The sequence below is a fragment of the Streptomyces sp. NPDC048111 genome (assembly GCF_043202815.1).
GTDB lineage: Bacteria > Actinomycetota > Actinomycetes > Streptomycetales > Streptomycetaceae > Streptomyces.
Genome location: NZ_JBIDBD010000027.1, coordinates 60150 through 85071 on the forward strand (window position 1 = coordinate 60150; position 24922 = coordinate 85071).

The 24922-nt window shown below is 71.6% G+C and carries 24 protein-coding genes; 9 read left to right on the top strand and 15 right to left on the bottom strand.

Annotated elements, in window-relative coordinates; all coding sequences use genetic code 11:
- The first annotated feature begins 67 nt into the window (after positions 1-67).
- Positions 68-1696 carry a threonine/serine exporter family protein gene (locus ACGF3I_RS29220; protein ID WP_393137220.1) on the top strand — a complete coding sequence of 543 codons (1629 nt, stop codon included), beginning with the start codon at positions 68-70 and terminating at the stop codon, positions 1694-1696.
- 39 nt (positions 1697-1735) lie between these two features.
- Here ACGF3I_RS29220 and ACGF3I_RS29225 read toward each other — a convergent pair whose 3' ends face one another.
- Positions 1736-2428 carry a DedA family protein gene (locus tag ACGF3I_RS29225; protein WP_393137167.1) on the bottom strand — a complete coding sequence of 231 codons (693 nt, stop codon included), beginning with the start codon at positions 2426-2428 and terminating at the stop codon, positions 1736-1738.
- Between the two features lie 136 nt (positions 2429-2564).
- On the opposite strand from ACGF3I_RS29225, the gene ACGF3I_RS29230 reads away from it, so the two are divergent.
- On the top strand, positions 2565-2933 hold the full coding sequence (locus tag ACGF3I_RS29230) for a YbjQ family protein (RefSeq protein ID WP_393137169.1): 369 nt from the start codon (positions 2565-2567) through the stop codon (positions 2931-2933).
- Positions 2934-2982: 49 nt separating this feature from the next.
- Positions 2983-4410 (top strand): glutamate decarboxylase, encoded by a 1428-nt coding sequence (locus ACGF3I_RS29235; protein ID WP_393137171.1) that lies wholly within the window; start codon positions 2983-2985, stop codon positions 4408-4410.
- A gap of 713 nt (positions 4411-5123) precedes the next feature.
- Here the strand turns inward: ACGF3I_RS29235 and ACGF3I_RS29240 are convergent.
- The 4 genes from ACGF3I_RS29240 to ACGF3I_RS29255 form a co-directional block, all read right to left on the bottom strand.
- The gene (locus ACGF3I_RS29240) at positions 5124-5744 is read right to left on the bottom strand and encodes a PadR family transcriptional regulator (RefSeq protein ID WP_393137174.1); all 621 of its coding nucleotides are present in this window, start codon (positions 5742-5744) and stop codon (positions 5124-5126) included.
- Positions 5745-5793: 49 nt separating this feature from the next.
- Positions 5794-6330 carry a DinB family protein gene (locus tag ACGF3I_RS29245; RefSeq protein WP_393137175.1) on the bottom strand — a complete coding sequence of 179 codons (537 nt, stop codon included), beginning with the start codon at positions 6328-6330 and terminating at the stop codon, positions 5794-5796.
- 190 nt (positions 6331-6520) lie between these two features.
- The gene (locus ACGF3I_RS29250) at positions 6521-7978 is read right to left on the bottom strand and encodes an aldehyde dehydrogenase family protein (RefSeq protein ID WP_393137178.1); all 1458 of its coding nucleotides are present in this window, start codon (positions 7976-7978) and stop codon (positions 6521-6523) included.
- An 89-nt stretch (positions 7979-8067) separates the two neighbouring features.
- On the bottom strand, positions 8068-8967 hold the full coding sequence (locus ACGF3I_RS29255) for a helix-turn-helix domain-containing protein (RefSeq protein ID WP_393137180.1): 900 nt from the start codon (positions 8965-8967) through the stop codon (positions 8068-8070).
- Between the two features lie 291 nt (positions 8968-9258).
- On the opposite strand from ACGF3I_RS29255, the gene ACGF3I_RS29260 reads away from it, so the two are divergent.
- Positions 9259-9759: an ATP-binding protein gene (locus tag ACGF3I_RS29260; protein WP_393137182.1), complete on the top strand. Its 501-nt coding sequence runs from the start codon at positions 9259-9261 to the stop codon at positions 9757-9759.
- 123 nt (positions 9760-9882) lie between these two features.
- Here ACGF3I_RS29260 and ACGF3I_RS29265 read toward each other — a convergent pair whose 3' ends face one another.
- Entirely contained in the window at positions 9883-10122 is a 240-nt protein-coding gene (locus ACGF3I_RS29265) for a DUF397 domain-containing protein (RefSeq protein ID WP_053724624.1), read from the bottom strand.
- A gap of 321 nt (positions 10123-10443) precedes the next feature.
- Between ACGF3I_RS29265 and ACGF3I_RS29270 the strand changes: the two genes are divergently transcribed.
- Complete coding sequence (locus ACGF3I_RS29270) at positions 10444-10944, top strand: hypothetical protein (RefSeq protein ID WP_393137184.1); 501 nt, start codon at positions 10444-10446, stop codon at positions 10942-10944.
- Positions 10945-10983: 39 nt separating this feature from the next.
- Here the strand turns inward: ACGF3I_RS29270 and ACGF3I_RS29275 are convergent, their stop codons facing one another.
- From ACGF3I_RS29275 to ACGF3I_RS29285, 3 genes are all read right to left on the bottom strand, one after another.
- Entirely contained in the window at positions 10984-13044 is a 2061-nt protein-coding gene (locus tag ACGF3I_RS29275; RefSeq protein WP_393137185.1) for an FUSC family protein, read from the bottom strand.
- A 588-nt stretch (positions 13045-13632) separates the two neighbouring features.
- Positions 13633-14760 (bottom strand): DUF2786 domain-containing protein, encoded by a 1128-nt coding sequence (locus ACGF3I_RS29280; RefSeq protein ID WP_393137187.1) that lies wholly within the window; start codon positions 14758-14760, stop codon positions 13633-13635.
- Between the two features lie 176 nt (positions 14761-14936).
- On the bottom strand, positions 14937-15455 hold the full coding sequence (locus tag ACGF3I_RS29285) for a carboxymuconolactone decarboxylase family protein (protein WP_393137189.1): 519 nt from the start codon (positions 15453-15455) through the stop codon (positions 14937-14939).
- A gap of 308 nt (positions 15456-15763) precedes the next feature.
- Here ACGF3I_RS29285 and ACGF3I_RS29290 point away from each other — a divergent pair, with 308 nt between their 5' ends.
- From ACGF3I_RS29290 to ACGF3I_RS29300, 3 genes are all read left to right on the top strand, one after another.
- The gene (locus tag ACGF3I_RS29290) at positions 15764-16237 is read left to right on the top strand and encodes a MarR family winged helix-turn-helix transcriptional regulator (RefSeq protein ID WP_393137222.1); all 474 of its coding nucleotides are present in this window, start codon (positions 15764-15766) and stop codon (positions 16235-16237) included.
- A 99-nt stretch (positions 16238-16336) separates the two neighbouring features.
- Positions 16337-17347: an aldo/keto reductase gene (locus ACGF3I_RS29295; RefSeq protein ID WP_393137191.1), complete on the top strand. Its 1011-nt coding sequence runs from the start codon at positions 16337-16339 to the stop codon at positions 17345-17347.
- Between the two features lie 122 nt (positions 17348-17469).
- A complete protein-coding gene (locus ACGF3I_RS29300; RefSeq protein ID WP_393137193.1) occupies positions 17470-18462 on the top strand; it encodes an aldo/keto reductase in 993 nt (330 codons plus the stop codon).
- A 48-nt stretch (positions 18463-18510) separates the two neighbouring features.
- Here ACGF3I_RS29300 and ACGF3I_RS29305 read toward each other — a convergent pair whose 3' ends face one another.
- The 6 genes from ACGF3I_RS29305 to ACGF3I_RS29330 form a co-directional block, all read right to left on the bottom strand.
- Positions 18511-19287 carry a hypothetical protein gene (locus ACGF3I_RS29305; RefSeq protein ID WP_393137195.1) on the bottom strand — a complete coding sequence of 259 codons (777 nt, stop codon included), beginning with the start codon at positions 19285-19287 and terminating at the stop codon, positions 18511-18513.
- A complete protein-coding gene (locus ACGF3I_RS29310; RefSeq protein ID WP_393137197.1) occupies positions 19284-20798 on the bottom strand; it encodes a C2 family cysteine protease in 1515 nt (504 codons plus the stop codon). Before ACGF3I_RS29310 ends, ACGF3I_RS29305 begins: the two co-directional genes overlap by 4 nt.
- A gap of 49 nt (positions 20799-20847) precedes the next feature.
- Positions 20848-21186: a hypothetical protein gene (locus ACGF3I_RS29315; RefSeq protein WP_393137199.1), complete on the bottom strand. Its 339-nt coding sequence runs from the start codon at positions 21184-21186 to the stop codon at positions 20848-20850.
- 549 nt (positions 21187-21735) lie between these two features.
- Complete coding sequence (gene thpR, locus ACGF3I_RS29320) at positions 21736-22305, bottom strand: RNA 2',3'-cyclic phosphodiesterase (protein WP_393137201.1); 570 nt, start codon at positions 22303-22305, stop codon at positions 21736-21738.
- Positions 22306-22486: 181 nt separating this feature from the next.
- On the bottom strand, positions 22487-23824 hold the full coding sequence (locus ACGF3I_RS29325; RefSeq protein ID WP_393137203.1) for an MFS transporter: 1338 nt from the start codon (positions 23822-23824) through the stop codon (positions 22487-22489).
- 27 nt (positions 23825-23851) lie between these two features.
- The gene (locus ACGF3I_RS29330) at positions 23852-24295 is read right to left on the bottom strand and encodes a MarR family winged helix-turn-helix transcriptional regulator (protein ID WP_393137205.1); all 444 of its coding nucleotides are present in this window, start codon (positions 24293-24295) and stop codon (positions 23852-23854) included.
- 200 nt (positions 24296-24495) lie between these two features.
- On the opposite strand from ACGF3I_RS29330, the gene ACGF3I_RS29335 reads away from it, so the two are divergent.
- Positions 24496-24678, top strand: a complete 183-nt coding sequence (locus tag ACGF3I_RS29335; RefSeq protein WP_393137207.1) for a ribbon-helix-helix protein, CopG family — start codon at positions 24496-24498, stop codon at positions 24676-24678.
- The last annotated feature ends 244 nt before the right edge of the window (positions 24679-24922 follow it).

The following is a 24922-nucleotide window of genomic DNA, read 5'->3' on the forward strand; positions in this document are numbered from 1 at the left end:
ATACTGGGCACACGCAGCCGAGTTGCCGGAGGGAGGCAGGGGACCAGTGGTGACCGAACAGCACGACATGGTCGAGGACCGCAAGCCGCAGTCCGACGAGGCACGCAGTGCCTTCACGCCCCCGGAGGGCGTGGAACAGCCACCCGTGCCCGAGGAGGAGTCACCCACCTCCGAGTTCGCCCTTCCCGCCGGACTCGCCACCCCGGTCATCGAAGCCCCCGCCGACCAGCCGGCCTCCGCGTTCACCCCGCCGAGCTCCTACACCGCGCGCGAGCCGAACCCGATGGCCACCACCGGGTCCATGCCGCTCGTCCGGCTCTCCAAGGACGCGCCGTGGCAGGACCGGATGCGCACCATGCTGCGCATGCCCGTCGGCGACCGGCCGGTGGCCGAGCCGATCCAGAAGCACGACGACACCGGCCCCGCCGTCCCCCGCGTACTCGACCTGGTGCTCCGTATCGGCGAGCTGCTGCTGGCCGGCGGCGAGGGCGCCGAGGACGTCGAAGCCGCGATGTTCGCGATCTGCCGCAGCTACGGCCTCGACCGCTGCGAGCCGACGGTCACCTTCACCATGCTCGCGATCACCCACCAGCCGTCCCTCGTGGACGACCCGGTGACCGCGAACCGCACCGTGCGCCGCCGCGGCACCGACTACACCCGCCTCGCCGCGGTCCACCGCCTGGTCACGGACATGACCAGCGAGGACCACGAGGTCTCCCTCGAAGAGGCCTACCGGCGCCTCGCCGAGATCCGCCGCAACCGCCACCCCTACCCGGGCTGGGTCCTCACCACCGCCTGCGGGCTGCTCGCCGGAGCGGCCTCCGTGCTGCTCGGCGGCGGCATCACAGTGTTCCTGGTGGCGGCGGTCGGCGCGGTCCTCGGCGACCGGCTCGCCTGGCTGTGCGCGTCGCGCGGGCTGCCGGAGTTCTACCAGTTCGCCGTGGCCGCGATGCCGCCCGCGGCGCTGGGCGTGGCCCTCAGTCTGCTCCAGTGGGACCTCAGCGCGTCCGCCGTCATCACCGGTGGCCTGTTCGCGCTGATCCCGGGACGGGCCCTGGTGGCCGCCGTCCAGGACGGTCTGACCGGCTTCTACGTCACCGCGGCGGCCCGGCTGCTCGAAGTGGGGTACTTCTTCGTCGCGATCGTCGTCGGCGTCCTGACCGTCCTGTACGGCGGGCTCCAGATCGACGCCCAGCTCAACCCCGAGGGCATCTTCCAGCCCAAGGACCAGCCGATCGTGCAGACCCTCGCCTCGATCGTGCTCTGCCTGACCTTCGCGGTCCTGCTCCAGCAGGACCGCTCCACCGTGCTGATCGTCGCCGCGAACGGCGGGGTCGCCTGGGTGGTGTACGCCTCGATCGCGGTCACCGCCAAGGGCTCCCCGATCATGGCGACGGCCGTCGCGGCCGGCCTGGTCGGCCTGTTCGGCCAGCTGCTCTCGCGGTACTGGAACACCTCGGCGCTGCTGTACGTCACCGCGGCCATCGGCCCGCTGCTGCCCGGTAGCGCCACGTACTTCGGTGTCCTGGCGATCGCCCAGAACCACCTCAACCAGGGCGTCACCTCGCTGGCCAAGGCCGCGGCCCTGGCCCTGGCCATCGCGATCGGCGTGAACCTCGGCAACGAGATCGCCCGGCTCTTCCTGCGGGCCCCGGGCGCGGGCCGCGCCGCCGCGAAGCGCACCCGCGGCTTCTGACCGGGCCGGCCTGGGCGCCCGGCCGGGACCCGGTGCGGGTCAGCGCTTGGCGTGCCGGCCGCCGCGCTGCGGGGCCTGGCCGCCGGGGCCCTCGGACGCCGGCGGGTTCTTCTTCGCCTTGGAGCGGGCCCGCAGGAACTCGACGGCGATCGGCACGACCGAGATCAGGACGATCGCCACGAGCATCAGCTCGATGTGCTTGTGCACGAACTCCACATTGCCGAGCGCCGCGCCGAGCAGCGTGACGCCCGCGCCCCACAGGGTGCCGCCGATGACGTTGAAGGTGACGAACGAGCGGTAGTTCATGCCGCTGACGCCCGCGATGATCGGCGTGAACGTCCGCACGATCGGCACGAAGCGGGCGAGCACCAGCGACTTCGGCCCGTACTTCTCGAAGAACTCGTGGGCCTTCTCCACGTTCTCCTGCTTGAAGAGCCGGGAGTCGGGCCGGCTGAACAGGGACGGGCCCACCTTCTTGCCGAACAGATAGCCAACCTGGTCACCGAGGACCGCGGCCAGCACCACCAAGACGCACACCAGCCACAGCGGGGTGTCCAGCTTGCCCGTCGTGACGAGCAGGCCCGTGGTGAACAGCAGGGAGTCGCCCGGCAGGAAGAAGCCGATCAGCAGGCCGGACTCGGCGAACACGATGATCAGCAGACCGGCCAGACCGAAGGTGCCCAGCAGATAGTCCGGGTCCAGCCAGCTCGGTCCGAGGGCAAGGGAAGTCACGGGTACCGGGCTCCTGGGTGTGGGTGTCGGGCGGGCTGTCTGCCGTCGGCAGCCAAAGTTATCAACGTAACGCGCGAAAGCGTGGTTCCAGGGGCAGGCTGGATACGGCCGACAAGGGCTCACGAAGGGGAACCACATGGGCATCGAGGAGTACGGCGGCGGACAGCCCGCACAGGCGGACGTCCTGGTCGTGACGACCAACGACGTGCCGGGGCACACCGTGCAACAGGTCATCGGGGAGGTGTTCGGCCTCACCGTGCGCTCCCGCCACCTCGGCAGCCAGATCGGCGCCGGGCTCAAGTCGATGATCGGCGGTGAGCTCAAGGGCCTCACCAAGACCCTGGTCGAGACCCGCAACCAGGCCATGGAGCGGCTGGTGGCCCAGGCCAAGGCGCGCGGCGCCAACGCCGTCCTGATGATGCGCTTCGACGTCACGGAGGCGGCGGACGTCGGCACCGAGGTCTGCGCCTACGGCACCGCGGTCGTCCTGACCCGCAACCCCTGACCGGCCGCCCACCCCCGGCTCTCCCGACCCGAAAGGTTGTTGAACCCGCATGGCACTGCACCGCGGCGGAAGCGAGAAGGAGCACGACGAGAAGGAGCACGGGCGGCTCGCCCTCAACCCCTTCTTCGGAGAGGCCGACCCGGTCGGCTCCATGACCTCCGCACCACCGCGGCACCGGCTGCCCGACGGGCCGCTGGCCCCGGCGACCGCCTACCAGGTGGTCCACGACGAGCTGATGCTCGACGGGAACTCCCGGCTCAACCTGGCCACCTTCGTCACCACCTGGATGGAGCCCCAGGCCGGGGTCCTGATGGCGGAGTGCCGGGACAAGAACATGATCGACAAGGACGAGTACCCGCGCACCGCCGAGCTGGAGCGACGGTGCGTGGCCATGCTCGCCGACCTGTGGAACGCGCCCGACCCCAGCGCCGTCGTCGGCTGCTCGACCACCGGGTCGAGCGAGGCGTGCATGCTGGCCGGGATGGCGCTCAAGCGGCGCTGGATGAAGCGCAACGCCGACCGCTATCCCTCCCGCGAGGCCCGCCCGAACCTCGTCATGGGCGTCAACGTGCAGGTGTGCTGGGAGAAGTTCTGCACGTTCTGGGAGGTCGAGGCGCGCCAGGTGCCGATGGAGGGCGACCGCTTCCACCTCGACCCCGAGGCCGCGGCGGCGCTCTGCGACGAGAACACGATCGGCGTCGTCGGGGTGCTCGGCTCCACCTTCGACGGGTCGTACGAGCCGATCGCCGCGCTCTGCTCGACCCTCGACGATTTGCAGGAGCGTACGGGTCTGGACGTGCCCGTCCACGTCGACGGGGCGTCCGGGGCGATGGTCGCGCCCTTCCTGGACGAGGACCTGGTGTGGGACTTCCGGCTGCCCCGGGTCTCCTCCATCAACACCTCCGGGCACAAGTACGGGCTCGTCTACCCGGGCGTCGGCTGGGCCCTGTGGCGCACGGCCGACGAACTCCCCGAGGAGCTGGTCTTCCGGGTGAACTACCTCGGCGGCGACATGCCGACGTTCGCCCTCAACTTCTCGCGGCCCGGGGCACAGGTGGTGGCCCAGTACTACACGTTCCTGCGGCTCGGACGTGAGGGGTACCGGGCCGTGCAGCAGACCACGCGGGACGTCGCACGCGGGCTCGCGGAGCGCATCGAGGCGCTGGGCGAGTTCCAACTCCTCACCCGGGGCGACGAGTTGCCCGTGTTCGCCTTCACCACGGCGCCGGGGGTCGACCGGTACGACGTGTTCGACGTCTCGCGGCGCCTGCGCGAGCGGGGGTGGCTGGTGCCGGCGTACACCTTCCCGGCGAACCGGGAGGACCTGTCGGTGCTGCGGGTGGTGTGCCGCAACGGGTTCTCCTCGGATCTGGCGGGGTTGCTCATCGAGGACCTCGGGAGGTTGTTGCCGGAGTTGCGTCGGCAGGACGCTCCCCTGGGCCGCACCGAATCCGAAGCCACCGCCTTCCACCACTGAGCCCGCCGGACGCCCCGACCCCTGGGGCTCCGCCCCAGACCCCGGGGGATTTGCCCACCCACCCGCCCGTACAGGGGGTCGGACAGGCCCGGCCCCTGGGGCTGCGCCCCAGACCCCCCGAGGGGTTTGCCCACCCACCCGCCCGTGCAGCGGGTTGAACCGGCTGAGCCCTGGGGCTGCGCCCCAGACCCCCCGAGGGGCTCCGCCCCTCGAACCCCGGCGGGCTTGCCCACCCGCCCGCCCGTGCGGCCGGTTGGAGGGTGCCTGGCCCTGGGGCTGCGCCCCAGACCCCCCGAGGGGCTCCGCCCCTCGACCCCGGCGGGGGCTGCGCCCCCTGCACCCCCTATCGCGCCTGAACGGCGCTCGTCCTCAAACGCCGGACGGGCTGAGGATGCGCATGCTGGCCCGCACCGGTCCTGTCAGGGGCGCGGGGAACTGCGCGACCAGCCACGCACGGTCCGCAGACGACCGGGGGTTAAGGGGCGCGGGGAACTGCGCAAGGCAGGCCAGGATGCCCGTGCTGCCCAGCACCAACCCCGCCAGGGGCGCGAGGAACTGCGCGAAAAGCGACCACGGCCCGCAGACGACCGGGGTTTTGGGGGCGCGAGGAACTGCGCGAGAAGCGAGCACGGTCCGCAGATGACCGGGGTTGAGGGGCGCGGGGAACTGCGCACGCGGGGCTGCCGGGACGGTGGCACCCGGGGGCCGGGGCCTCAGGGGCGGGGGCCGTACGGGTTCTCCGTGCCCAGGGGGAGGACACCAACAAAACCTTCCCCCTCCCCCGCAAAAACATAGGCCCCACCCTCAACCCGCCCAATCAACCCCCGAGTCCACTCCGCCTCCGCATCAGCCGAGTGCACCCACATCCCCATAATCTCCCCGATGTGCCCCAACTGCCCCGCCCCACCCTCGGGCACGTAATACTCCGTCACCGACCTCCGCCACCCGGACAGCTTCCCCAGCCGCTCCCGCAGCAGCGCTACCGCTTCCGCGCGCGGCAGGTCCACCATGAATCCGATGGCCGCCGACAGCACGTCCATCTTCTGGTCGAAGGAGGCCAGCGCCTCGCGCAGCAGGCGGAAGTACTCCGCGCCCCCCGCCTCCGTCAGCTCGTACTCCGTGCGCGGCGGCCCGCCCGCGGTGCTGGGAGCCACCTCGTGGGCCAGCAGCATCCCCTGCTTCGCCATCTGCTTGAGCGCGTGGTAGATCGACCCCGGTTTGGCGTTCGACCACTCGTGGGCGCCCCAGTACTCCAGGTCGTTGCGCACCTGGTACCCGTGCGCCCGGCCGTGCTGGCGCACCGCGCCGAGAACAAGCAGACGGATCGTTGACATGGCCGCCAGCCTATGGCCTCACCCTTCGCGAGGGCCTCCGGCCCATGGCTCACCCCTTCGCGAGGGCCACCAGCTCGAACGCCGTCCTGCCGTCCAGCGACTCGCGCACGATGTCCGCGTGCCCGGCGTGCCGGGCGATCTCCTCGACGAGGTGGATCATGAACCAGCGCATGGAGACCCGGCCCTCCTTCGGGAACCACGGGGCCTCGGGCAGCGGGAAGGTGTCGTCCAGCGAGGGCACCTGCCGGATGAACTCCTCGGTCTCCGCCGCCACTTCGTCCCAGAAGGCCAGCATCCCCGCGACCGTCTCGTCACCGACGAGCTGGAAGCTCTCGTGCCAGTTGGACTCGTCGCGCTGCTTCTCGTTGGGACGCTGCTGAGCCATCCGCAGCCAGTTGAGCTCGCACTCGGCGACGTGCTTGAGCAGCCCGGACAGGGTGAGTTCGCTGGCGCTCGGGCGGCTCGCGGCCTGTTCGTCGGTGAGACCGATGAGGGTGCGGCGCAGCCCGCCACGCTGGGCCTCGACGAAGTTGAGGAGCGCGCCGCGCTCGTCGCCGGGTGTCTCCGAGGGAACGTGCGTGACCATGATCAAACCGCCTTCGTTCGCGTTCCGGGCCCTGCCCACTGGCCGCTGACAAGGAACACGTTAGGGAGGATGTAGGTCAGATCCTGTCCTCTGTCAGCCGACGGCCGTCAGCTGACACCCCGATCGGCTCAAGCCCCCGGCACCCGGCCTCCAGCCCCCGGTGTCCAGCACCCAGCACTCAGCACCCTCCCTAGAACGGAAACGGGCTGCGCTCATGCTGCACCGAGATCCACTTCTGCGTCGTGAACGCCTCCACCGTCGAGTCCCCGTTCAACCGCCCGAGCCCCGAGTACTTCTCGCCGCCGAACGCCACCAGTGGCTCGTCCTGGATCGTCGAGTCGTTGACGTGCATCATCCCGGTCTCGATGCGCTTGGCGAAGCGCACCCCGCGCTCGACGTTCGCCGTGTGCACCGCGCCGCTGAGCCCGTACGGGCTGTCGTTCGCCATGCGCACCGCCTCCTCCTCCCCGTCGAAGGGGATGAGCAGCGCGACCGGGCCGAAGATCTCCTGGCGCAGGACGGCGGAGTCGGCGGGCAGGCCGGTGAGGACGGTGGGCTCCACCAGGTTGCCGCGCGTGCGGCCCCGCACCAGCGCCGTGGCGCCTTCGGTCAGGGCCTGCTCGACCAGCGAAGTCAGCGACTCCGCCTGGAAGTTGTTGATGACGGGGCCGATGTCGGTGGCGGGGTCGGCCGGGTCGCCCGTCCTGAGGGAGGCGACCTTGGCGAGGAACTTGCCGGTGAACTCCTCCTCCACGGACCGGTCGACCAGGATCCGGTTGGCGGCCATGCAGACCTGGCCCTGGTAGACGAAGCGGCTGAAGACCGCCGCGTCCACCGCGTAATCGAGGTCCGCGTCGTCCAGGACGACCAGGGCGCTGTTGCCGCTCAGCTCCAGGATGACGCGTTTGAAGTGGCTGCCCGCGACCGAGGCGACGTGGCGGCCGGTGCGGTCGGAACCGGCGAACGAGATCACCTTGGGCACCGGGTGCTCTATGAGCGCGTCCCCGATCTCGGCGATGTCGGTCACCAGGACGTTGAGCAGCCCGGCCGGAAGGCCCGCGTCCTTGAAGATCTTGGCGATCAGGCCGCCGCCGACGACCGGTGCGTTCTGGTTCGGCTTGATGACGACCGCGTTGCCCAACGCCAGTGCGGGAGCGACGGACTTGAGGGTGACCAGGAAGGGGAAGTTGAAGGGGCTGATCACGCCGATCACGCCGACCGGCAGGCGGTAGACCCGGTTCTCCTTGCCGTCGACCGGGGACGGCAGGATGCGGCCCTCGGGGCGCAGCGCCAGCTGGATCGCCTCGCGCAGGAACTCCTTGGCCAGGTGGACCTCGTACACCGCCTTGAGCCGGGTGCCGCCCAGCTCGCTGACGATGGCCTCGATGATCTCGGCCTCGCGCTCCTCGGTGATGCGCAGGGCGCGCTCGAAGACGAGCCTGCGGGTGTAGGGGTTGGTGGCGGCCCAGGTGCGCTGCGCGCGTTCCGCGGCGCGGTAGGCCTCGTCGACCTCTTCGACGGTGGCCACGGTGATGGCGGCGAGCTTCTCCCCGTTGTACGGATCGAAGTCGATGATGTCCCACGACCCGCTGCCGGTGCGCCACTGGCCGTCTATGAACTGGTGGGCGAGGTCGGTGAAGAAGGACATGCCATCCCCTACTGCTGTGTCCGCCGGCTCCGCGCGGTCAACCGCGTCACTGGCTTGATGTCCTGATGTGACGTCATCCTACTGATGAGTCAGCTGAGTTGGAGGAGTCCGCGCAGAAGATCGCGGCTTTCCTCCGGGCCCGGGCTGTCCTGTTGCAGGCGCGCCATCGCGCGCTCGTACTGCGCGACCTCTTCGGCCTTGTCCAAATACAGTGCCGAGGTGAGCTGTTCGAGATACACGATGTCGGACAGGTCGGACTCGGGGAACCGCAGCATGGTGAAGGCGCCGCTCTCGCCGGCGTGCCCGCCGAAGCTGAACGGCATCACCTGGAGGTTGATGTTGGGCTGCTCCGACATCTCGATCAGATGCTTCAACTGGCCGCGCATGACGTCGCGTTCACCGTAGGGGCGGCGCAGGGCGGCCTCGTCCAGTACGGCGTGGAACTGGGGCGCCCGCTCCGACACCAGCGTCTTCTGGCGCTCCAGGCGCAGCGCGACGCGTTTGTCGATCTCGGCGGCGGGGGCGCCGTGCATGCCGCGCGAGACCACCGCGTGGGCGTAGGCCTCGGTCTGCAACAGGCCGTGCACGAACTGGACTTCGTAGATGCGGATGAGAGAGGCGGCACCCTCCAGACCGATGTACGTCTGGAACCAGCCCGGCAGGACGTCGCCGAAGCTGTGCCACCAGCCCGCGATGTTGGCCTCCTTGGCGAGGCCGAGCAGGGACATGCGCTCCGACTCGTCACCGACGCCGTACAGCGTGAGCAGGTCCTCGACATCCCTGGCCTTGAAGCTCACGCGCCCCAACTCCATACGACTGATCTTGGACTCGGACGCCCGGATCGAGTAGCCGGCTGCTTCCCGCGTTATGCCGCGCGACTCGCGCAGGCGCCTCAGCTGGGAGCCCAGCAGAATCCGCCGGACCACCGAACCTCCGCCGGCCTCGACTGCGCTCGGCCGGGGGGATCCCCATGCCTCCCCTGCGGTCACTTCGCCGCCCTCCCCATCCAATGGTGCTGGGCAGTCTGCCATCAAAACGCTTCACCCCGTACCCGCGTGATTACGGAAATGGTCAAGGAGTGAAATCGGCCTGAGGAACTTCTGAGGAAGAAATGAGCAAGAAACGGCACGGGCAGGGACAGGTCGGTCGCGTGCACGTGCATCTGCCCTTGCATCGGGCCCACGCATTCGGAACCATGGTCCTCGCGCACCTGCGTGCTCAACTGCGTCTAGTCGCTTGCGTCCTGTACCGCCACGGCCGCGAACCCGGGAGTGCCTCGCATGGGGACGAATGGATCGACCATGCTGGAGCCTTACGAGCCCTTAAAGCAGGCGCTCCCCCCCTTCGACCCCTCGACCGTGGCGGGTTCGGCCTCCTGTGCGCTGCCCGCGCGCTATGAAGCCGTGGGCGGGGCACGGAAGTTCACCGGTTCCACCCTCACGCAGTGGGGCCTGGGCGAGCGCTTCGACGACGTCGCCCTGGTCGTCTCGGAACTCGTCACCAACGCGCTGCGGCACGCGCTGCCGGCCGACGTCCCGCGCGAGACCGAGGTGCCGGTGCGGCTGCATCTGATGCGCTGGACGAGCCGTCTGGTGTGCGCGGTGCGCGATCCCAGCGACGAGAGCCCGGTCGAGCGCGAGAGCGACGACTTCGGCGCGGAGTCCGGCCGCGGGCTGTTCCTGGTGGAGTCCTTCGCGGACAGCTGGGGCTGGCACCCGCTGTCGGGCGCGATCAGCGGCAAGGTCGTGTGGGCGCTGTTCCGTCTTCAGCCGGCGGACTGACCGAAAGGGGCGCGGGGGCGAGCGCGGGGCCGCGGCCGGCTATCGGTCGACTGCCAGTCAGTCTCAGTCAGTTGTCAGCTGTCAGTTGTCGGCTGTCGGCTGTCGGCTGTCGGCTGTCGGCTGTCAGTCGGCTATCAGGTGGTCGAACTCGCCGTCCTTGATCCCGAGCAGCATCGCCTCTATCTCCGCTCTGGTGTAGACGAGGGCCGGCCCGTCCGGATGGCGTGAGTTGCGTACGGCCACGCCTCCGCCCGGCAGCTTGGCGAATTCCACGCAGGATCCCTGCGAGTTGCTGTGCCTGCTCTTCTGCCACGCGGCACCCTGAAGCTCCGCTGCCGCCATGCCGTTGTACGCGTGGTGCAAGGTCGCTCCCGGGAATGTGCAGACGTGCAACTGTGAATGGTCAACTGCCCCGGATCATAGCTGTGTTCATGTGCGCCTGCATGGGAAGATGCACGTGCACGCGGGGTGCCCGGGCGGTTACGCCCGCTCCCGCTCCGGAGCGTGCGCGCGGGACTACTGGCGCGTAACCTCCGAGGCGCGGCCGAGCCCCGGGGTCCGGGCCCGGCACTGGTCCCCTCCTTCAGAGACGCAGCAAAGGGCACTCTGGTTCAGACCTGTGCGGTACGGCACGGCTGGTAGCTTGTCGCGGTCCCGGAACCGTTCACAGGGGGAAGACAGACAGTGCACAGGCACATACGTACCGCTGGACTCACCGCGGCAGGACTCGCGGCCGCCCTCGTCCTGACGGGCTGCGGCAGCGGCGGCGACGGCAAGAAGGCCGCCCCGGCCGCGTCGGACGCGGGGGCTTCCGGCGGCTCCGGCGGCTCCGGCGGCGCCACGGTGAAGACCGGGGATCTCGTCGGGTTCTGGCTCGCGGACGACGACAAGGACTTCAGCCTGCTGTTCTCCCCCCAGAAGACGGTGAACCAGGCCGGCAGCCACGACTGCGTCGGCCGGCTGGACGACACGGACGGCATGACGATGATCAGGATGAGCGAGTGCCCGAAGGGCGGCGAGGGCGAGAAGGAGCGCTGGACCGGCATGCTCAAGCTCACCAACGACACGCTCGAAGTCACGTGGAAGGGCTCCGGGAAGCAGACCTTCACCCGCGCCACGAAGGCGAAGCGGCCGAGCCACCTGCCCACCGGACATCTGCCGACGGCGGGCGTGCCGACTCCGTAGAGGGCCGCACCCTCGCCTGCCATGTCCCGGCCAACTGCCCTAAGGGCGGGGCGAGTTGTTGACGGTGAGGGCGTCGGTCAGATCGTCGAGGCAGTGCAGGACGAGCCCGGCGCCCCGGCGCACCACGCGGTCCGGCACGCCCTCGCCGTCCCAGGCGTCGAGGGCCTGCTCGACCGCGTCCCAGCGCGGCACGCGCCGCTCGCGCACCGCCTTGGCGCCCTGTTCGGTGGCCGTGCGCAGCGCCTCGGCGAGGGCGGCGGCGGCCGGCACCGGCACCGCGTCCCGCTCGGGCAGATGGGCCTCCATGAGCATGGCCGTACGGCCCAACTGGCTGAGCGCGTGGGCCGATTCCTCGGCCGCCGTGTGGGACAGGCCGCGGTGGCGTACGGGTTCGTGGGTGGCCTTGCCGAGCGCCTCCTGCCAGGCGATCCGGGCCTCCCGGGTGTCGAGCAGCGCTTGGCGGACCTCGTCGGAGCCGCGGTCGGGGTCGGCGTAGTGGGCGACGACGGCGGAGGCGTAACGGCCGTTCGCGGCAAGCCAGTCGGCGAGCCGGGTGCGCAGCCGGGGGGTCTCCCAGGCCGGGTAGACGGCGTACGAGGCCATCGCGAGGGCACCGCCGATCAGGGTGAGACCGACCCGGTCGGGCACCGTCTGGGTCCATTGGAGCCCGCCCATGCCGAGCAGGAAGACGACGTACGCGGAGACGCAGCCGCTCAGCACCGCATAGCCCGTACGCATCAGCAGGTACGCCAGGAACGCGCAGGTCACCGCGATGACGGCGGACAGGGCCGTGTCGGGGTGGGTGAGCTGGACGACGCCGGTGGCGAGGGCGACGCCGACGAGGGTGCCGCCGAAACGGGCGACGGCGCGGGCGTAGGTGAGCGTGAAGTCGGGGCGCATCACCATGACGGAGGCCATGGGGGCCCAGTAGCCGTGGCCGAACGGCAGGACGTGCCCGAGGAGATAGCCCACCGTCGCGACCGCGCAGACCCGTACGGCGTGCCGGAAGACCGGGGAGTCGCGCTTGCCGAGTTCCTCGCGCATCGCGCGCAGGGCGAGCGGGACCAGGCGGGGCAGGGTGGGGCGCAGCAGTGGTTCGGCGCCCTGGCCGGTGCCGCTGCCCCGGGCGGTGTCGACGACGTCGGCGAGCAGGGTGCTGAGCCGGGCGGCGGCCCTGCGGGCGGGTCCGGTGAGGATGGCGCCGGTGTCGGGAGTGGCGAGGGCGGCCTGGGCCGCGGGCGGGATGACGGGCGCCTCGCCGTGCCGCACGGCCCGGGCGGCGGCGTCCAGGACGGTACCGGCGGCGGCCAGCAACTCCCGTACCCGGTGGCGCTCTTCGCCTTCCGCGGGCACGCCGAGCGCGGGGTCGGCGAGGGAGGCGAGCACCGGCCGGATCCGCTCGGCGACGCCCCGGGCGCCGTGGAGTTCGGCGGGGCGGCGGCGGGCCTCGCGCGGGGTGACGGCGGCGGCCAGCCGGGCGGTCATGAGCGGCTCGGGGTCGAAGGGGGCGACCGGGTCGTGGCGCAGTCTGCGGGCGTAGTCGGCCACCGCGGCCAGGGCGTCGGCGAGCGCGTCGCGCTGCGCGCCCCAGCGGCGGATGGGGAACAGCACGACGAGGGCGGCCTGCACGACCCCGCCGAACGCGATCATCGCGGCGTGCCCGGCGGCCTCGGCGAGGGTGCTGGGCAGGGTGACGGTGACGAGCATGATCGCGACGTTGGACGAGGCGATCACCCCGACGGTCGGGCCGACCGCCCAGGCGAGCCCGGCGACGAACGTCCACAGGGCGAGCAGCAGCAGGAAGAACGGGGAGTGGGTGCCGACGAGGTAGCCGAGGAAGGTGGAGATCGCGAGGGAGAGCCCCGAGGCGAGGGCGAGCACGGGGCGCGGGCGCCAGCTGCGCTGGTACGTGGCGATGGCGCCCTGGAACGCGCCGAACGCGGAGCTGGCGGCGACGGAGGGGCCGAAGAGGGTGAGGCTGATGCCGACCACGACGGCCAGGCCGGTGGCGCCGCGGAGGGCCACGAGGGGTTCCAGGCGGCGGCGCTCCACTGTGAGGCCGGAGCGGGTGGTCTCCCTCAGTGCACGGAGCCAACTCATGATCCCGAGGCTACCGGCCCGCCCCCGGCCCCCGCGCCCCTGGCAGGACCGGCGCCGACCAGCACGTGCACCCCGGCTTGCCTCGCGCAGTTCCCCGCGCCCCTCAACCCCCCGGTCGTGTGCGGACCGTGGTCGCTCCTCGCGCAGTTCCCCGCGCCCCTAGGCGGGACCGGTGCGGGCCAGCACGTGCGTCCCCGCTTGGCTCGCGCAGTTCCCCGCGCCCCTCAACCCCCCGGTCATGTGCGGACCGTGGTCGCTTCTCGCGCAGTTCCCCGCGCCCCTAAACCGCACCGGTGCTGGCCAGCATGCGCATCCTCAGCCCGTCCGGCGTTTGAGGACGAGCGCCCTTAAGGCGCGACAGGGGGGTGCAGGGGGCGCAGCCCCCGCCGGGGTTCGAGGGGCGGAGCCCCTCAGGGGGTCTGGGGCGCAGCCCCAGGGCCCAGCCGATTCAACCCCCCGCACGGGCGGGCGGGTGGGCAAACCCCTCGGGGTCTGGGGCGGAGCCCCAGGGGGCCGGGCCTGTCCGACCCCCTGCACGGGCGGGTGGGTGGGCAAACCCCCCGGGGCCCGGGGCGCAGCCCCGGGGGGTTACGGGAGCGGGGGGTTGGTGGGGCGGTGGGCCTGGTCGGCGGCGGCGCGGCCGTCACGCCAGCCCGACTCGTCGGAAACCCCCCGCACCCGCGTGGCAACGGTCCGAGGAAACATCGCCTCGGCCCGCCCAGCCACCGCCACCCCCCGAGACGCGAGCACCGGCAGCACCTCTCCCCCGAACGACTCCTCGACCCCCCGCGCCGCCGCAGCGAGCAGATCGCCGAGCCGGGCGGCGTACGCCAGCAGGAAGGACTGGCGGAACGTCTTGGTGCGGCGCCGCCCACCCGCCCGCTGCGCCGCCTCCGCCTTGGCCATCGCGGCGGTGCCCTGCACGAGGAGCGAGGTGTAGAGCAGCTCCACCGCCTCCAGGTCGCCCTCGAACCCGACGACCGTCGAGAAGCCCAGCGCCGAGTTCCACACCGCCCGGCAGTGGTTGGCCGAGGCGACCGCGTCGAGCAGGATCGCCTTGGCCGTCTCGTAGGGCGCGTCCACCCCGATCCGGCAGGCCCCCGGCACCTCCCCGCCCGCCCCGTGCCCGGCGAGCAGCGCGTCGTCCACGCTGTGCCGCGCCATGAGTTCCTGCGCCTTGGCGGTGAGCGCCTCCGCCTCCTCGGGGTAGCCGGTCGCCTCGGCCTTCGCGAGCAGCGCCCGGATGCGGGCCAGCGTCTTGGGTTCGCCGTGCACCGGCGGCCCGAGGGGCGCGGCCCCGGGCGCGGGCCCGGCCGGTTCGATCGGGGGCAGGCCGAGCAGCACCCGGTACAGCTCCAGGACGGCCGTGGCGTACGAGAAGCGGTCGGCCCGCCAGGCCTCGTCCGGCAGGTCGTCCAGCTGGCCCTGCCAGCGCGGGGGCAGCCGCTCGTGGCGGGCCAGATCCGCGCGGACGAGCCCGGCCAGGATGCGTACGTGCGGCTCGTCCAGATCGCGCCGTACGATCCGGACGACGTCGGCGGGCTGCCACCCCCGCTCCCAGGCACGCGTGAGGAACTCCCTTCCGCGCAGGGCGAGTTCGGCATCCGCGTCCGGCGCGGCGGCGAGCAGGGAGGCGCCGGTGTCCAGCGCCGCGTCGCCCTCGATGTACAGCGCCGCCGCGAACGCGCGGTCCACCGCGCCGGGCCCGTCCGCCATGGAAGTCTCTCCTCACGCCCCGCCTGTGCCGGGGAATCGTCGTGGTACGGACCCGATCGTCCCAGCAGGCGAACGGAACCACGAAACGCCCGCCGCCCCCGGTCCCGCCGCCCGCGCCGTCCCCCACAGCCTGTGGACGACCGGACGCGGGGCCGCCGCGACGGGCGGCCCCGCCCTCAGATCCCCGCGCCCGTCAGACGGTTGGCGAAGGTGGACAGCGTGTAGGTGCCGATGCCGAGGACCACTTCGAGGGCGTTCTGCTCGGTGTATCCGTGGGACAGGAAGTCCTGGACGGTCGCGTCGTCGACCCCGCCCGCCTCCGCGAGGACGGCGAGGGTGAACCGGCGCACGGCGTCGAGCCCCGGGTCGGCGAGCGGGCGGCGCTCGTGCAGGGCGGCGACCAGTTCGTCGTCGGCGCCGAGTTCGCGCAGCCGGCCGGTGTGCATGGCCACGCAGACGTGGCAGGCGTTGCGGACGGCAACGGTCATGACCAGCACCTCGCGCGCCAGCGGCTCCAGGGTGCTCTGCTCGAAGAGCGCGTTCAGCTTGAGGAAGCCGTCCAGGAGGTGTGGGGAGCCGGCGAGGCGCGCGACGGGCGGGGTGAGCCGGCCGAGGTGGCGGATGGTCGCCTCCATCGACTTGCGGGAGGCGGGGGGTGCCGTTTCGAGGGTGTATTCGGTGAACGCGGTGGTCATCGTGCGGCCCTTCTTCCTGTGTGGCGGCCGGGGTGCGGGGCGTGGCGCCGGGGCATGACAGCGGGGCATGCCGCGCTGGGCCCGCTAGGGACCTCGGCCGTAGAATCGACAACATGGTTGACGAAAAAAAGGTAAACCAGGTTGTCGATTCGCGCAACGGGCCACCCGGCGCGGCACGCGACACCCCACCGGCCGGACCACCCGGCGCGGCACGCAAAGCCGCGCCGTCCGCATCACCCGCCGCCGAGCGCGCCACCCCGCCCACCGAGGCCCGCACGCGCGCCGAACACCCGGCGCCGGCCCCCGAGATCCCCGAGATCCCCGAGGCCCCCGGGTACGAACTGCCCCTGCTCCTCTTCGCCGGGTTCCGCTCGCTCATCGACCGCCTGCACGCCGAGCTCGCCCGCCAGGGGCACCCCGACATCCGGCCCGCGCACGGCTTCGCCCTTCAGGCGATCGGGCTGCCCGGCTCGACGGCGAGCGAGATCGGGCGGCGGCTCGGCGTCTCGAAGCAGGCGGCCGGCAAGACCGTCGACCGGCTCATCGCACTCGGCTACGCGGAACGCGCCGACGACCCCGGCGACGCCCGCCGCAAGCTCGTCCGGCTCACCCCGCACGGCCTGGACGCCCTGGCCCGCTCGGCGGCCATCTTCGAGGAGCTGCGGGCGAGTTGGAGCCGGACGCTGGGCCGCGAGCGCCTCCACGACCTGGAAGCCTCCCTGCGCACGGCCGTCCCGCCGGACGCCTTCCGCCTCGACGCCTCCAGCTGGCTGGGCAGTTGAGCCCCGAGCCGGCCCCGCCGGACGCGAAGGGGAGTCGCCCCCATGAGCCGAGGGGAAACCCCTTGCCTTGAGCGCACTCCAGCAGGCTTTGATGGGCCCATGAAGTACACACAGCTCGGACGCACCGGACTCCAGGTCAGCCGTCTCGTCCTCGGCACGATGAACTTCGGACCGCAGACCGACGAGGCCACGAGCCACGCCGTGATGGACACCGCCCTCGACGCGGGCATCAACTTCTTCGACACCGCCAACATCTACGGCGTGGAGGAGCGGAAGGGCCGCACCGAGGAGATCCTCGGCTCCTGGTTCGCGCAGGGCGGCGACCGGCGCGACAAGGTCGTCCTCGCCACCAAGATGTACGGCGACATGACGCAGGGCAAGGCCTGGAACACCCCGTCCTGGCCCAACCACAGCAAGCTGTCGGCGCTCAACATCCGCCGCGCGGTGGAGGATTCGCTCACGCGCCTGGGCACGGACCACATCGACGTCTACCAGTTCCACCACGTCGACCGGGCCACCCCCTTCGAGGAGATCTGGCAGGCCATCGACGTCCTGATCACCCAGGGCAAGATCCTGTACGCGGGAACGTCCAACTTCCCCGGCTACAAGATCGCCCAGGCCAACGAGCTGGCCGCCCGCACCGGCCGCGTCGGCCTCGTCAGCGAGCAGTGCCTCTACAACCTCGCCGAGCGCCGCGCCGAGATGGAGATCATCCCGGCCGCCCAGGAGTACGGACTCGGCGTCATCCCCTGGTCCCCGCTGCACCAGGGCCTGCTCGGCGGCGCTCTGCGCAAGGAGCGCGAGGGCACGGGTGCGCGTACCACCGGGAGCGGTCGCTCGGCCGCGGGTCTGGCCGACCCGGCGGTGCGGGCCCGCGTCCAGGCGTACGAGGACCTCCTCGCCAAGCACGACCTGGACCCGGGCGAGGTGGCTCTGGCCTGGCTGCTCACCCGCCCCGGCGTGACCGGCCCCATCGTCGGCCCCCGCACCCCCGAGCACCTCCAATCGGCCCTGCGCGCCGTGGAGTTGGAGCTGGACGCCGAGCTGCTCGGCGCGCTCGACGAGATCTTCCCCGGCCCCGGCCCGTCCCCGGAGGCCTTCGCCTGGTAGGCGCGGGGGCGGCCCCGCGCCCTCGCGCGGGCCGGTCCGGGGGTTCCGGGAACAGGGAGTCCCGGGAAGTACCGGACCGGCCCCTTGCCTTGAGCGCGCTCGAAGACGTTGGCTGGGTGCCCATGAAGTACACGCAGCTCGGACGCACGGGTCTCCAGGTGAGCAGGATCGTCCTCGGGACGATGAACTTCGGACCGCAGACCGACGAGGCCGCAAGCCACGCGATCATGGATGCCGCGCTCGGCGCCGGCATCAACTTCTTCGACACCGCCAATGTGTACGGCTGGGGCGAGAACAAGGGCCGTACCGAGGAGATCATCGGCAGCTGGTTCGCGCAGGGCGGCGACCGGCGCGACAAGACCGTCCTCGCCACCAAGCTCAACGGCAACATGGCCGCGGGCGAGCCCTGGCCCAACCACCACAAGCTGTCGGCGGTCAACATCCGCCGCTCCGTGGAGGCCTCGCTCAAGCGCCTGCGCACGGACTACATCGACGTCTACCAGTTCCACCACATCGACCGCCTGACCCCCTTCGAGGAGATCTGGCAGGCCATCGACGTCCTGATCACCCAGGGCAAGATCCTGTACGCCGGTTCGTCGAACTTCCCCGGCTACAAGATCGCCCAGGCCAACGAACTCGCCGCCCGCACCGGCCGCGTCGGCCTGGTCAGCGAACAGTGCCTCTACAACCTCGCCGAGCGCCGCGCCGAAATGGAGATCATCCCGGCCGCCCAGGAGTACGGACTCGGCGTCATCCCCTGGTCGCCCCTGCACGGTGGGATGCTCGGCGGCATCCTGCGCAAGGAGCGCGAGGGCACGGCGGGACGCTCCCAGGGCGGCCTCGCCGCAGCGGCCCTGTCGGACCCGGCGGTGCGCGGACGGGTGCAGGCGTACGAGGACCTCGTCGCCAAGCACGACCTCGACCCGGCCGAGGTGGGCCTGGCCTGGCTGCTCACCCGCCCCGGCGTGGCGGGCCCGATCGTGGGGCCGCGCACGGCGCAGCAGCTGGACTCGGCGCTGCGGGCAGTCGAACTCACGCTGCCCGACGAGTTCCTGACCGCGCTCGACGACATCTACCCCGGCCCGGGCCCCTCCCCGGAGGCCTTCGCCTGGTAGACCCCGGCGTTCACCGGCCGGGTCGTCGCACCGCGGGGGCCCGGCCGGTCAGCGGGACGGCCCGATCAGCTGGAGGTCGACGTAGCCCGAGCGGGGGTTGGCCATCGACGGGTTGCCGTCCCCTGTGTCGATGACGGTCACCTTCCAGAGGCGTCCGGAGAATTCGAGGGTGTCGCCGACGCGGGCGTCCTGGTAGGCGGCGCCGCCTCCGGCACGGCTGGTGACCGCGATGTAGGCACGGTCCGGGCCGGCCTCGACATCATGGAGAACGGCGCTGATCGCGCCGTTCTTCTCGGTGTTCGGGACGTGCCAGCGCAGACGCAGTCGCCCGTTGTTCAGGTCCGGCCACGTCGGGTCCACGGGGTTGGGTGTGGGCGACTGCGTCACGGCGGTCCCGTCCTTCGGTGTGAGTACGACCCGGTAGGTGCAGATCTGGGAGACGGTGAAGGTCGTGCCCTTGACCGTGAGGGACTGGCCCGGCCGCACCCGCCAGGACTCGGTGCCCGACTGCGCGGAGCCCGTCCCCGTACCGTTGCTGAGGGTCGCCGTCCGGTGCGTGCCGTCCGACCCGCCCTCCTTGTACAGGACCGGACCGGCCCCACCGGGCAGGGTCTCGGATCCGCCGCGCAGGACGTGCAGGCCCTTGGCGGTCGTGGTGCCCTCGCACTGGGGGCCCTTGTCGGCCGGAGGGGCGGGCGCGTGGGAGGGCGGCGGAGGCGTGTCGGAGGCGTCGGCGCCGCCGGACCCACCACCGCAGCCCGCCGCCAGCACCAGCACGCATCCCGCCAGCGCTCCGGCGCGTACGGACCGTACGAAGGCTGTCACTTGGGCACCTCCAGGGCCTGCGGATCGCTGAAGAACTGCTTGTACTGCTCCGGCGTGGCCACGATGTCCGCGTGGGGCGGGCCCCAGGGGTTGCCCAGCACGACGTTGTCGCCCTGGAAACCCTTCACGTAGTACACGTGCCGGGTCGAGAAGGTCTCGCCCCACAGGCCGTTGCCCTTCGCCTGGGCGTCGTCGCCGCTGCCGGTCTGCACAATGATGGGGTGGCCGGAGTCGAAGCTCTTGCGCAGGGCCGGCACGTCGTTGTCGATGCCGTCCGAGTCCTTGCCGGTCACGTACGGCGGGGCCTTGTCCGTGTTGTCCCACTCGGTCGCGCCGTAGTCGCCGCGCTCCGCGCGGTCGTACTTCGGATTGCCGCCCTTGCCGTCCGGTGCCCCGCCGTCGTCGCCGCCGTACACGAGGGCGAACGCCTTCTCGTAGTACGCCGGCCAGACCGAGCCGTTGGCCGTGGCACCCAGCACGTTGCCGCTCTTGTCCAGCGGCAGATCGGGCGTGACGGTCACCCACCGCTTGTTGCCGTCCTCGTCCCAGATGCGCACGTTGACCGTGCCGTTCGGGTTCTGGACGATGCCGTCCCGGATGAACTGGGGGTTCACCTGCGCGGTCGAGGTCAGGGACGCGATGTACCAGCAGTCGGCGAAGCGCCCCTGCTTGATGTCGGCGGCCGTGATCTCCTTGCCGTCGGTTCCCGGCGCGAAAAGCGGCACGCTCGGAACCCCCCAGTGCATGCCCTTGGCCTCCTCGCCGTTCTGCGCGTTCTGGCCGTCCAGGAAGGCGTCCGTGGTGTCGAAGCCCGGCTGCATCCCGGGGAACGCGGCCTGCGCCTTCGCCCAGTGCGAGGGGCCCAGCTTCGCGAGGATCGCACTGAGGTGATCGCGGCGTTCCCCTTCGGGGAGGCCGTTCTCGTCCCACCACTTCCAGCCGCTGTCGTCCGTGTCGCCGATGAGGTCGTTGTAGCGCTTGAGGTCGGCCTCGGGGACCTTGTCGAAGAAGGCGTCCAGCTCGGCGGACGTCATGCCGTCGAGCATGCTCTTGACCTTCTTCAGGTCGTCGCGGTTGCCGTTGGAGCCGAAGTCCTTCCCGTCCAGTTCGTGGATCTGCTTCAGCGCGTCGGTGACGTCCTTCTCGTTGGGGGCGTCCTCGTCGGCGAAGAGCAGGGCCGGATCGACGGCGTAGCCGTGCTCGATGAGCACCTTGACCTCGTCCAGCTGCTTGCTGCGGCGCTCCATCGAGCCCGCCATGTCGCTCAGCTCACCGCCGAGCACGCCGGGCAGGTACGTGGGGCCGCCGAAGAACGGGACCGTGAAGACCTGGCCGATCAGGGGGCTCAGCTGCGGATCGGTGGTGGCGGGCTTGACCTTCATCAGCTGCTGCGCCTCGGTGAGGAGCCAGGTCAGGTCCTTGTGGATGCCCTGCGCGTCCTCGCCCTGCTTGCGCAGGCCGGAGGCGAGGGTGCGTATCTGCTCGGTGTCGAAGCCGCGGAAGTCGGTCATCGCCCCGCTCCCGGTGCGGGGGCTGCGAACCCCTGGGTGCCGTGGTCGTTCAATGGCCTGCCCCCGCCTTCGGCTTGGCGCCCGCCGCCTTCGCCTGCTCGTCCAGGCGGTCGGCCTCGGCGTCCCAGCGGCCCGCGTCGTGGACGAGCGCCGAGGCCATCTGGGCCACGGAGTTCCTGCGGCGCACCAGCGCGTCGGTCGACCGGGTCGCGAACGGGCCGCGCCAGATCGCCGGGTCGGGCTGCGCCGCCTTCTTCGCCGAGGAGTCCAGGAGCGGGCCGAGCCGCTTGGCCAGCGCGCGGGCCCTGCGGGCGCAGTCACGCAGGTCGCCGGCGCGCTTCTTCAGCTGCTCCGGGGTCTCCCCCGGCGGATCGTCAGGTCGCCCCACGTCTTCTTACCCCCGTCGCCGGCTCGTGCGTCTACAGAACCGGCAGGCGACACTAGCACCTCCGCCACCTGGGGGTCTGCCCGCATCGGTCGAGTCCGGCCGCCCTCATCGCCGTTGCTGGGCAGGCCGGTTCGGGGTGACGCGTCGGCTCGCCGCGCAGGCCGGCCGCCGACGCCCGGGGGGCTTGGAGCTCACCAATGGGCTTGGCGGGAGGGCGGGTTCATGCCGATGGCGGGTAACTCGCTTGCGCGAGCGGGAAGTTGAGCGAGTGACTGGCGTACGGGGCGGGCTTTGGTCGGGCCGGCGGTACGTGAAGAGGCGGCCTCTCGGCGCAGGGGCCGGGCCGTGCTGCGCCGAGGTGTGCCGGGCCGGGCCGTCGCGGATGCCGGCCGACACCGGGCGGCGGCTGCCGGGGATGCCGGGCGACACCGGGCCGGGCCGGGGCGTGGCGGGTCAGCGAACGGCGGCCGCTACCGCCACCACGACAAACATCAGCACGAGCACACCGGCCATGATCCGGTTCCTGGTCTTCGGGTCCACCCCTTGAGCCTAACCGGCCGCGCCGAGCGCCCAGCGGCCGACCGGGTCGTAACGGGGCCGCTCGCCGGGGCTGCCGCCACCCGGCAGGGTGCTGCGGATCAGGGCCAACTCCGTGACCTGCCAAGGGCTCCCCTCGAACGGGCCGAGCCCGGCGACGTACGGCCGCAGGTCCACCGGGGTCCGCGAGCGGGCCAGCGTGAGGTGCGGCACATAGCGGCGGTGCTGCTCCATCGGGATGCCGGACCGGCGGGCGGCGGCGTCCGCGCGTTCGGCGAGCAGGCGCAGCTCGTCGAGGCCGCCCGCGACCGAGGCCCACAGGGCGCGCCCGTCGAACCGGCCCCCGCCGTGCAGGCGCAGGGCGAACGGGTCGGTGCGGCGGGCCGCCCGGCCGAGCCGCGCGTGCAGCTCGTCCAGGACCGACTCGTCGACCTCGCCGAGGAAGGCGAGGGTGAGGTGCCAGCTCTCCGGACCGGTCCAGCGCAGCTCGTCGGCGCCGGGCAGCGAGCCCAACTCCCGTACGGCGTGGCCGAGTTCGTTCACGGCCTGCTCGGGGGGAAGGACGGCGGCGAAGAGGCGCATGGGGACAGTCAACCAAGCCCGGCCGGCCGTGTCGCGACACGGCGGGCCGGGGCTCCGTCGCCGGGGGTCCATCCCCGGGGCGGCACCCCGGGCACCCCGGGCACCGCCGGGCACCGCCAGGCCCGCCGGGCAGCGCCGGGCACCCCGGGCTCCGTACCGTCCGGACCCCCGCACAGTCCCGTCAGGCGGCGGTCACGAGGGACGGGTTCCTCGGGACGAACGCGAGGTGGCGGTGGCCGGGGCGTACGTCGACCTTCAGGCGCAGGTTGGCCGCGCGGGCCAGCATCAGGCCCACGCCGACGGCTGCCGTGCCGCAGATCAGACCGCCGAGCGCGAGGCTGACGCGGACGCCGTAGACGTCGGTCAGCCAGCCGAAGAGCGGGCCGCCGAGCGGGGTGCCGCCGGTGAAGACCATCATGAACAGGCTCATCACCCGGCCCCGCATCTCGGGGTCGGTGGCCATCTGGACCGAGGCGTTCGCGGTCACGTTGACCGTGAGGCCGAGGATGCCGACCGGGATGAGCAGCGCCATGAACACGCCGAGGTCGGGCGACCCGGCGGCGACGAGTTCGAGCAGCGCGAAGAGTCCGGCCGCGAGGACCAGCATCCGCAGCCGGGTCGTGGCGCGGCGGGCCGCGAGCAGCGCGCCGACCAGCGAGCCGATCGCCATGAGGCTGTTGAACAGGCCGTACATGCCGGAGTCGCCGTGGAAGACGTCGGAGGCGAAGGCGCTCAGCCAGATCGGGAAGTTGAACCCGAAGGTGCCGACGAAGCCGACGAGCACGATCGGCCAGATCAGCTCGGGCCGCTCGGAGACGTACGCGAGTCCCTCCTTCAGCTGGCCCTTGCCGCGCGGGGCGAGGCGGGTCGGCTGGAGGTCCTTGGTGCGCATCAGCGACAGCATGATCAGCGGGGCGGTGAAGGACAGGCCGTTGGCGAGGAACGCCCAGCCCGGTCCGACGGCCGCCATCACGACGCCGGCGACGGCGGGGCCGACGAGCCGGGCGGACTGGAAGTTCGCCGAGTTGAGGCTGACCGCGTTGCGCACCCGGTCGGGTCCGACCATCTCGGAGACGAAGGACTGCCGGGTCGGGTTGTCGACGACGGTGACCAGGCCGGTGAAGAAGGCCGTGAGGTAGACGTGCCACACCTGGACGTGCCCGGAGAGGGTCATCACGGCGAGGAAGATGCCGCCGAGGCCCATCGCCGCCTGCGTCACGAAGAGGATGTTCCGCTTGGCGAACCGGTCGGCTATGACGCCGCCGTACAGGCCGAACAGGAGCATCGGCAGGAACTGCATGGCGGTGGTGATGCCGACCGCGACCGAGGAGCCGGTGATCGTCAGGACCAGCCAGTCCTGGGTGATCCGGGCCATCCAGGTGCCGATGTTCGACACGATGGCGCCGGAGAAGAACAGCCGGTAATTGCGTACCGCAAGCGAGGAGAACGTCCCCCCGCCACGCTTGTTGTAGGTAGGGGTAGGTGCGGGGGCGGAGTCTGCTCCGGATCCCGTACTCAAAAGGGCTCGCCTCCTAGCGATGCGCGTTTACAGATGTGCAAGCTTCTCCAGGACCGGGGCGGCCGCGCGCAGCTTCGCCCATTCGTCCTCGTCCAGGCCTTCCGCGAGGGAAGCCAGCCAGGCGTTGCGCTTGCGGCGGCTCTCTTCGAGCATCGCCTCGGCCTCCGCGGTCTGGCTGACCACCTTCTGCCGGCGGTCGTCGGGGTGCGGCTCCAGCCTGACCAGTCCCTTGGCCTCCAGCAGCGCGACGATGCGGGTCATCGACGGCGGCTGTACGTGCTCCTTGCGGGCCAGCTCACCGGGGGTGGCCGAGCCGCAACGGGCGAGGGTGCCGAGCACCGACATCTCGGTCGGGCTGAGCGATTCGTCGACGCGCTGGTGCTTGAGGCGCCGGCCCAGCCGCATGACGGCCGAGCGCAGGGAGTTCACGGCGGCGGCGTTGTCGCCAGTGCCGTGGGACAGGTCAGACATGTTCGTTAGCTTAACTCATTACTCTGGCTAAATACCACCGAAATCAGCCCGGGTGTCGAGCGCCACACGGGCGCCACGGGCGCCGGGCGCCACAGGTGACACAGGTGACACGGGCGCCATCGCGTCACACATCACCCGAACGAGTGAGTCCCGGGCGAAAAGTGGGGTGCGGAGGGCGGGCGGGCGGCGACCCTCGGTCCATGGGGACCAGCGTGCTCAGCCTGCGCATAGACGGTGAGCTGCTCGAACGGCTCAGGCGTCATGCCGCGAAACGGGGAATGAGCGTCCAGGACTATGTGGTCGGGACGCTTGTGCGGGATGACTTTGATGAGCGGTTTCAGGCGGCGGTGGCCGAAACCAAAAAGTTCTACGGTGCGGCGTAGGTTCCGCAGTGCGGAGTTCCCCGCGCCCTTGGGGGTGCTGGGGGCGCCCGGGGTTTGCGCCGTTCCCCGCGCCCCTAACCCCTCGGTCGGGTGCGGGCCGTGCCCGCTTGCTCGCGCAGTTCCCCGCGCCCCTTGGCGGCGCTGGGGTTGCCCGGGGTTTGCGCCGTTCCCCGCGCCCCTAACCCCTCGGTCGGGTGCGGGCCGTGCCCGCTTGCTCGCGCAGTTCCCCGCGCCCCTTGGCGGC

What these genes read in the sequence shown, in the direction of transcription:
- ACGF3I_RS29220 (WP_393137220.1), top strand. Translation starts at nt 68, where the DNA reads ATGGTCGAGGACCGCAAGCCGCAGTCCGACGAGGCACGCAGTGCCTTC.
- ACGF3I_RS29230 (WP_393137169.1), top strand. Translation starts at nt 2,565, where the DNA reads ATGGGCATCGAGGAGTACGGCGGCGGACAGCCCGCACAGGCGGACGTC.
- ACGF3I_RS29235 (WP_393137171.1), top strand. Translation starts at nt 2,983, where the DNA reads ATGGCACTGCACCGCGGCGGAAGCGAGAAGGAGCACGACGAGAAGGAG.
- ACGF3I_RS29240 (WP_393137174.1), bottom strand. Translation starts at nt 5,744, where the DNA reads ATGTCAACGATCCGTCTGCTTGTTCTCGGCGCGGTGCGCCAGCACGGC.
- ACGF3I_RS29245 (WP_393137175.1), bottom strand. Translation starts at nt 6,330, where the DNA reads ATGGTCACGCACGTTCCCTCGGAGACACCCGGCGACGAGCGCGGCGCG.
- ACGF3I_RS29250 (WP_393137178.1), bottom strand. Translation starts at nt 7,978, where the DNA reads ATGTCCTTCTTCACCGACCTCGCCCACCAGTTCATAGACGGCCAGTGG.
- ACGF3I_RS29260 (WP_393137182.1), top strand. Translation starts at nt 9,259, where the DNA reads ATGGGGACGAATGGATCGACCATGCTGGAGCCTTACGAGCCCTTAAAG.
- ACGF3I_RS29275 (WP_393137185.1), bottom strand. Translation starts at nt 13,044, where the DNA reads ATGAGTTGGCTCCGTGCACTGAGGGAGACCACCCGCTCCGGCCTCACA.
- ACGF3I_RS29280 (WP_393137187.1), bottom strand. Translation starts at nt 14,760, where the DNA reads ATGGCGGACGGGCCCGGCGCGGTGGACCGCGCGTTCGCGGCGGCGCTG.
- ACGF3I_RS29285 (WP_393137189.1), bottom strand. Translation starts at nt 15,455, where the DNA reads ATGACCACCGCGTTCACCGAATACACCCTCGAAACGGCACCCCCCGCC.
- ACGF3I_RS29295 (WP_393137191.1), top strand. Translation starts at nt 16,337, where the DNA reads ATGAAGTACACACAGCTCGGACGCACCGGACTCCAGGTCAGCCGTCTC.
- ACGF3I_RS29300 (WP_393137193.1), top strand. Translation starts at nt 17,470, where the DNA reads ATGAAGTACACGCAGCTCGGACGCACGGGTCTCCAGGTGAGCAGGATC.
- ACGF3I_RS29310 (WP_393137197.1), bottom strand. Translation starts at nt 20,798, where the DNA reads ATGACCGACTTCCGCGGCTTCGACACCGAGCAGATACGCACCCTCGCC.
- thpR (WP_393137201.1), bottom strand. Translation starts at nt 22,305, where the DNA reads ATGCGCCTCTTCGCCGCCGTCCTTCCCCCCGAGCAGGCCGTGAACGAA.
- ACGF3I_RS29330 (WP_393137205.1), bottom strand. Translation starts at nt 24,295, where the DNA reads ATGTCTGACCTGTCCCACGGCACTGGCGACAACGCCGCCGCCGTGAAC.
- ACGF3I_RS29335 (WP_393137207.1), top strand. Translation starts at nt 24,496, where the DNA reads ATGGGGACCAGCGTGCTCAGCCTGCGCATAGACGGTGAGCTGCTCGAA.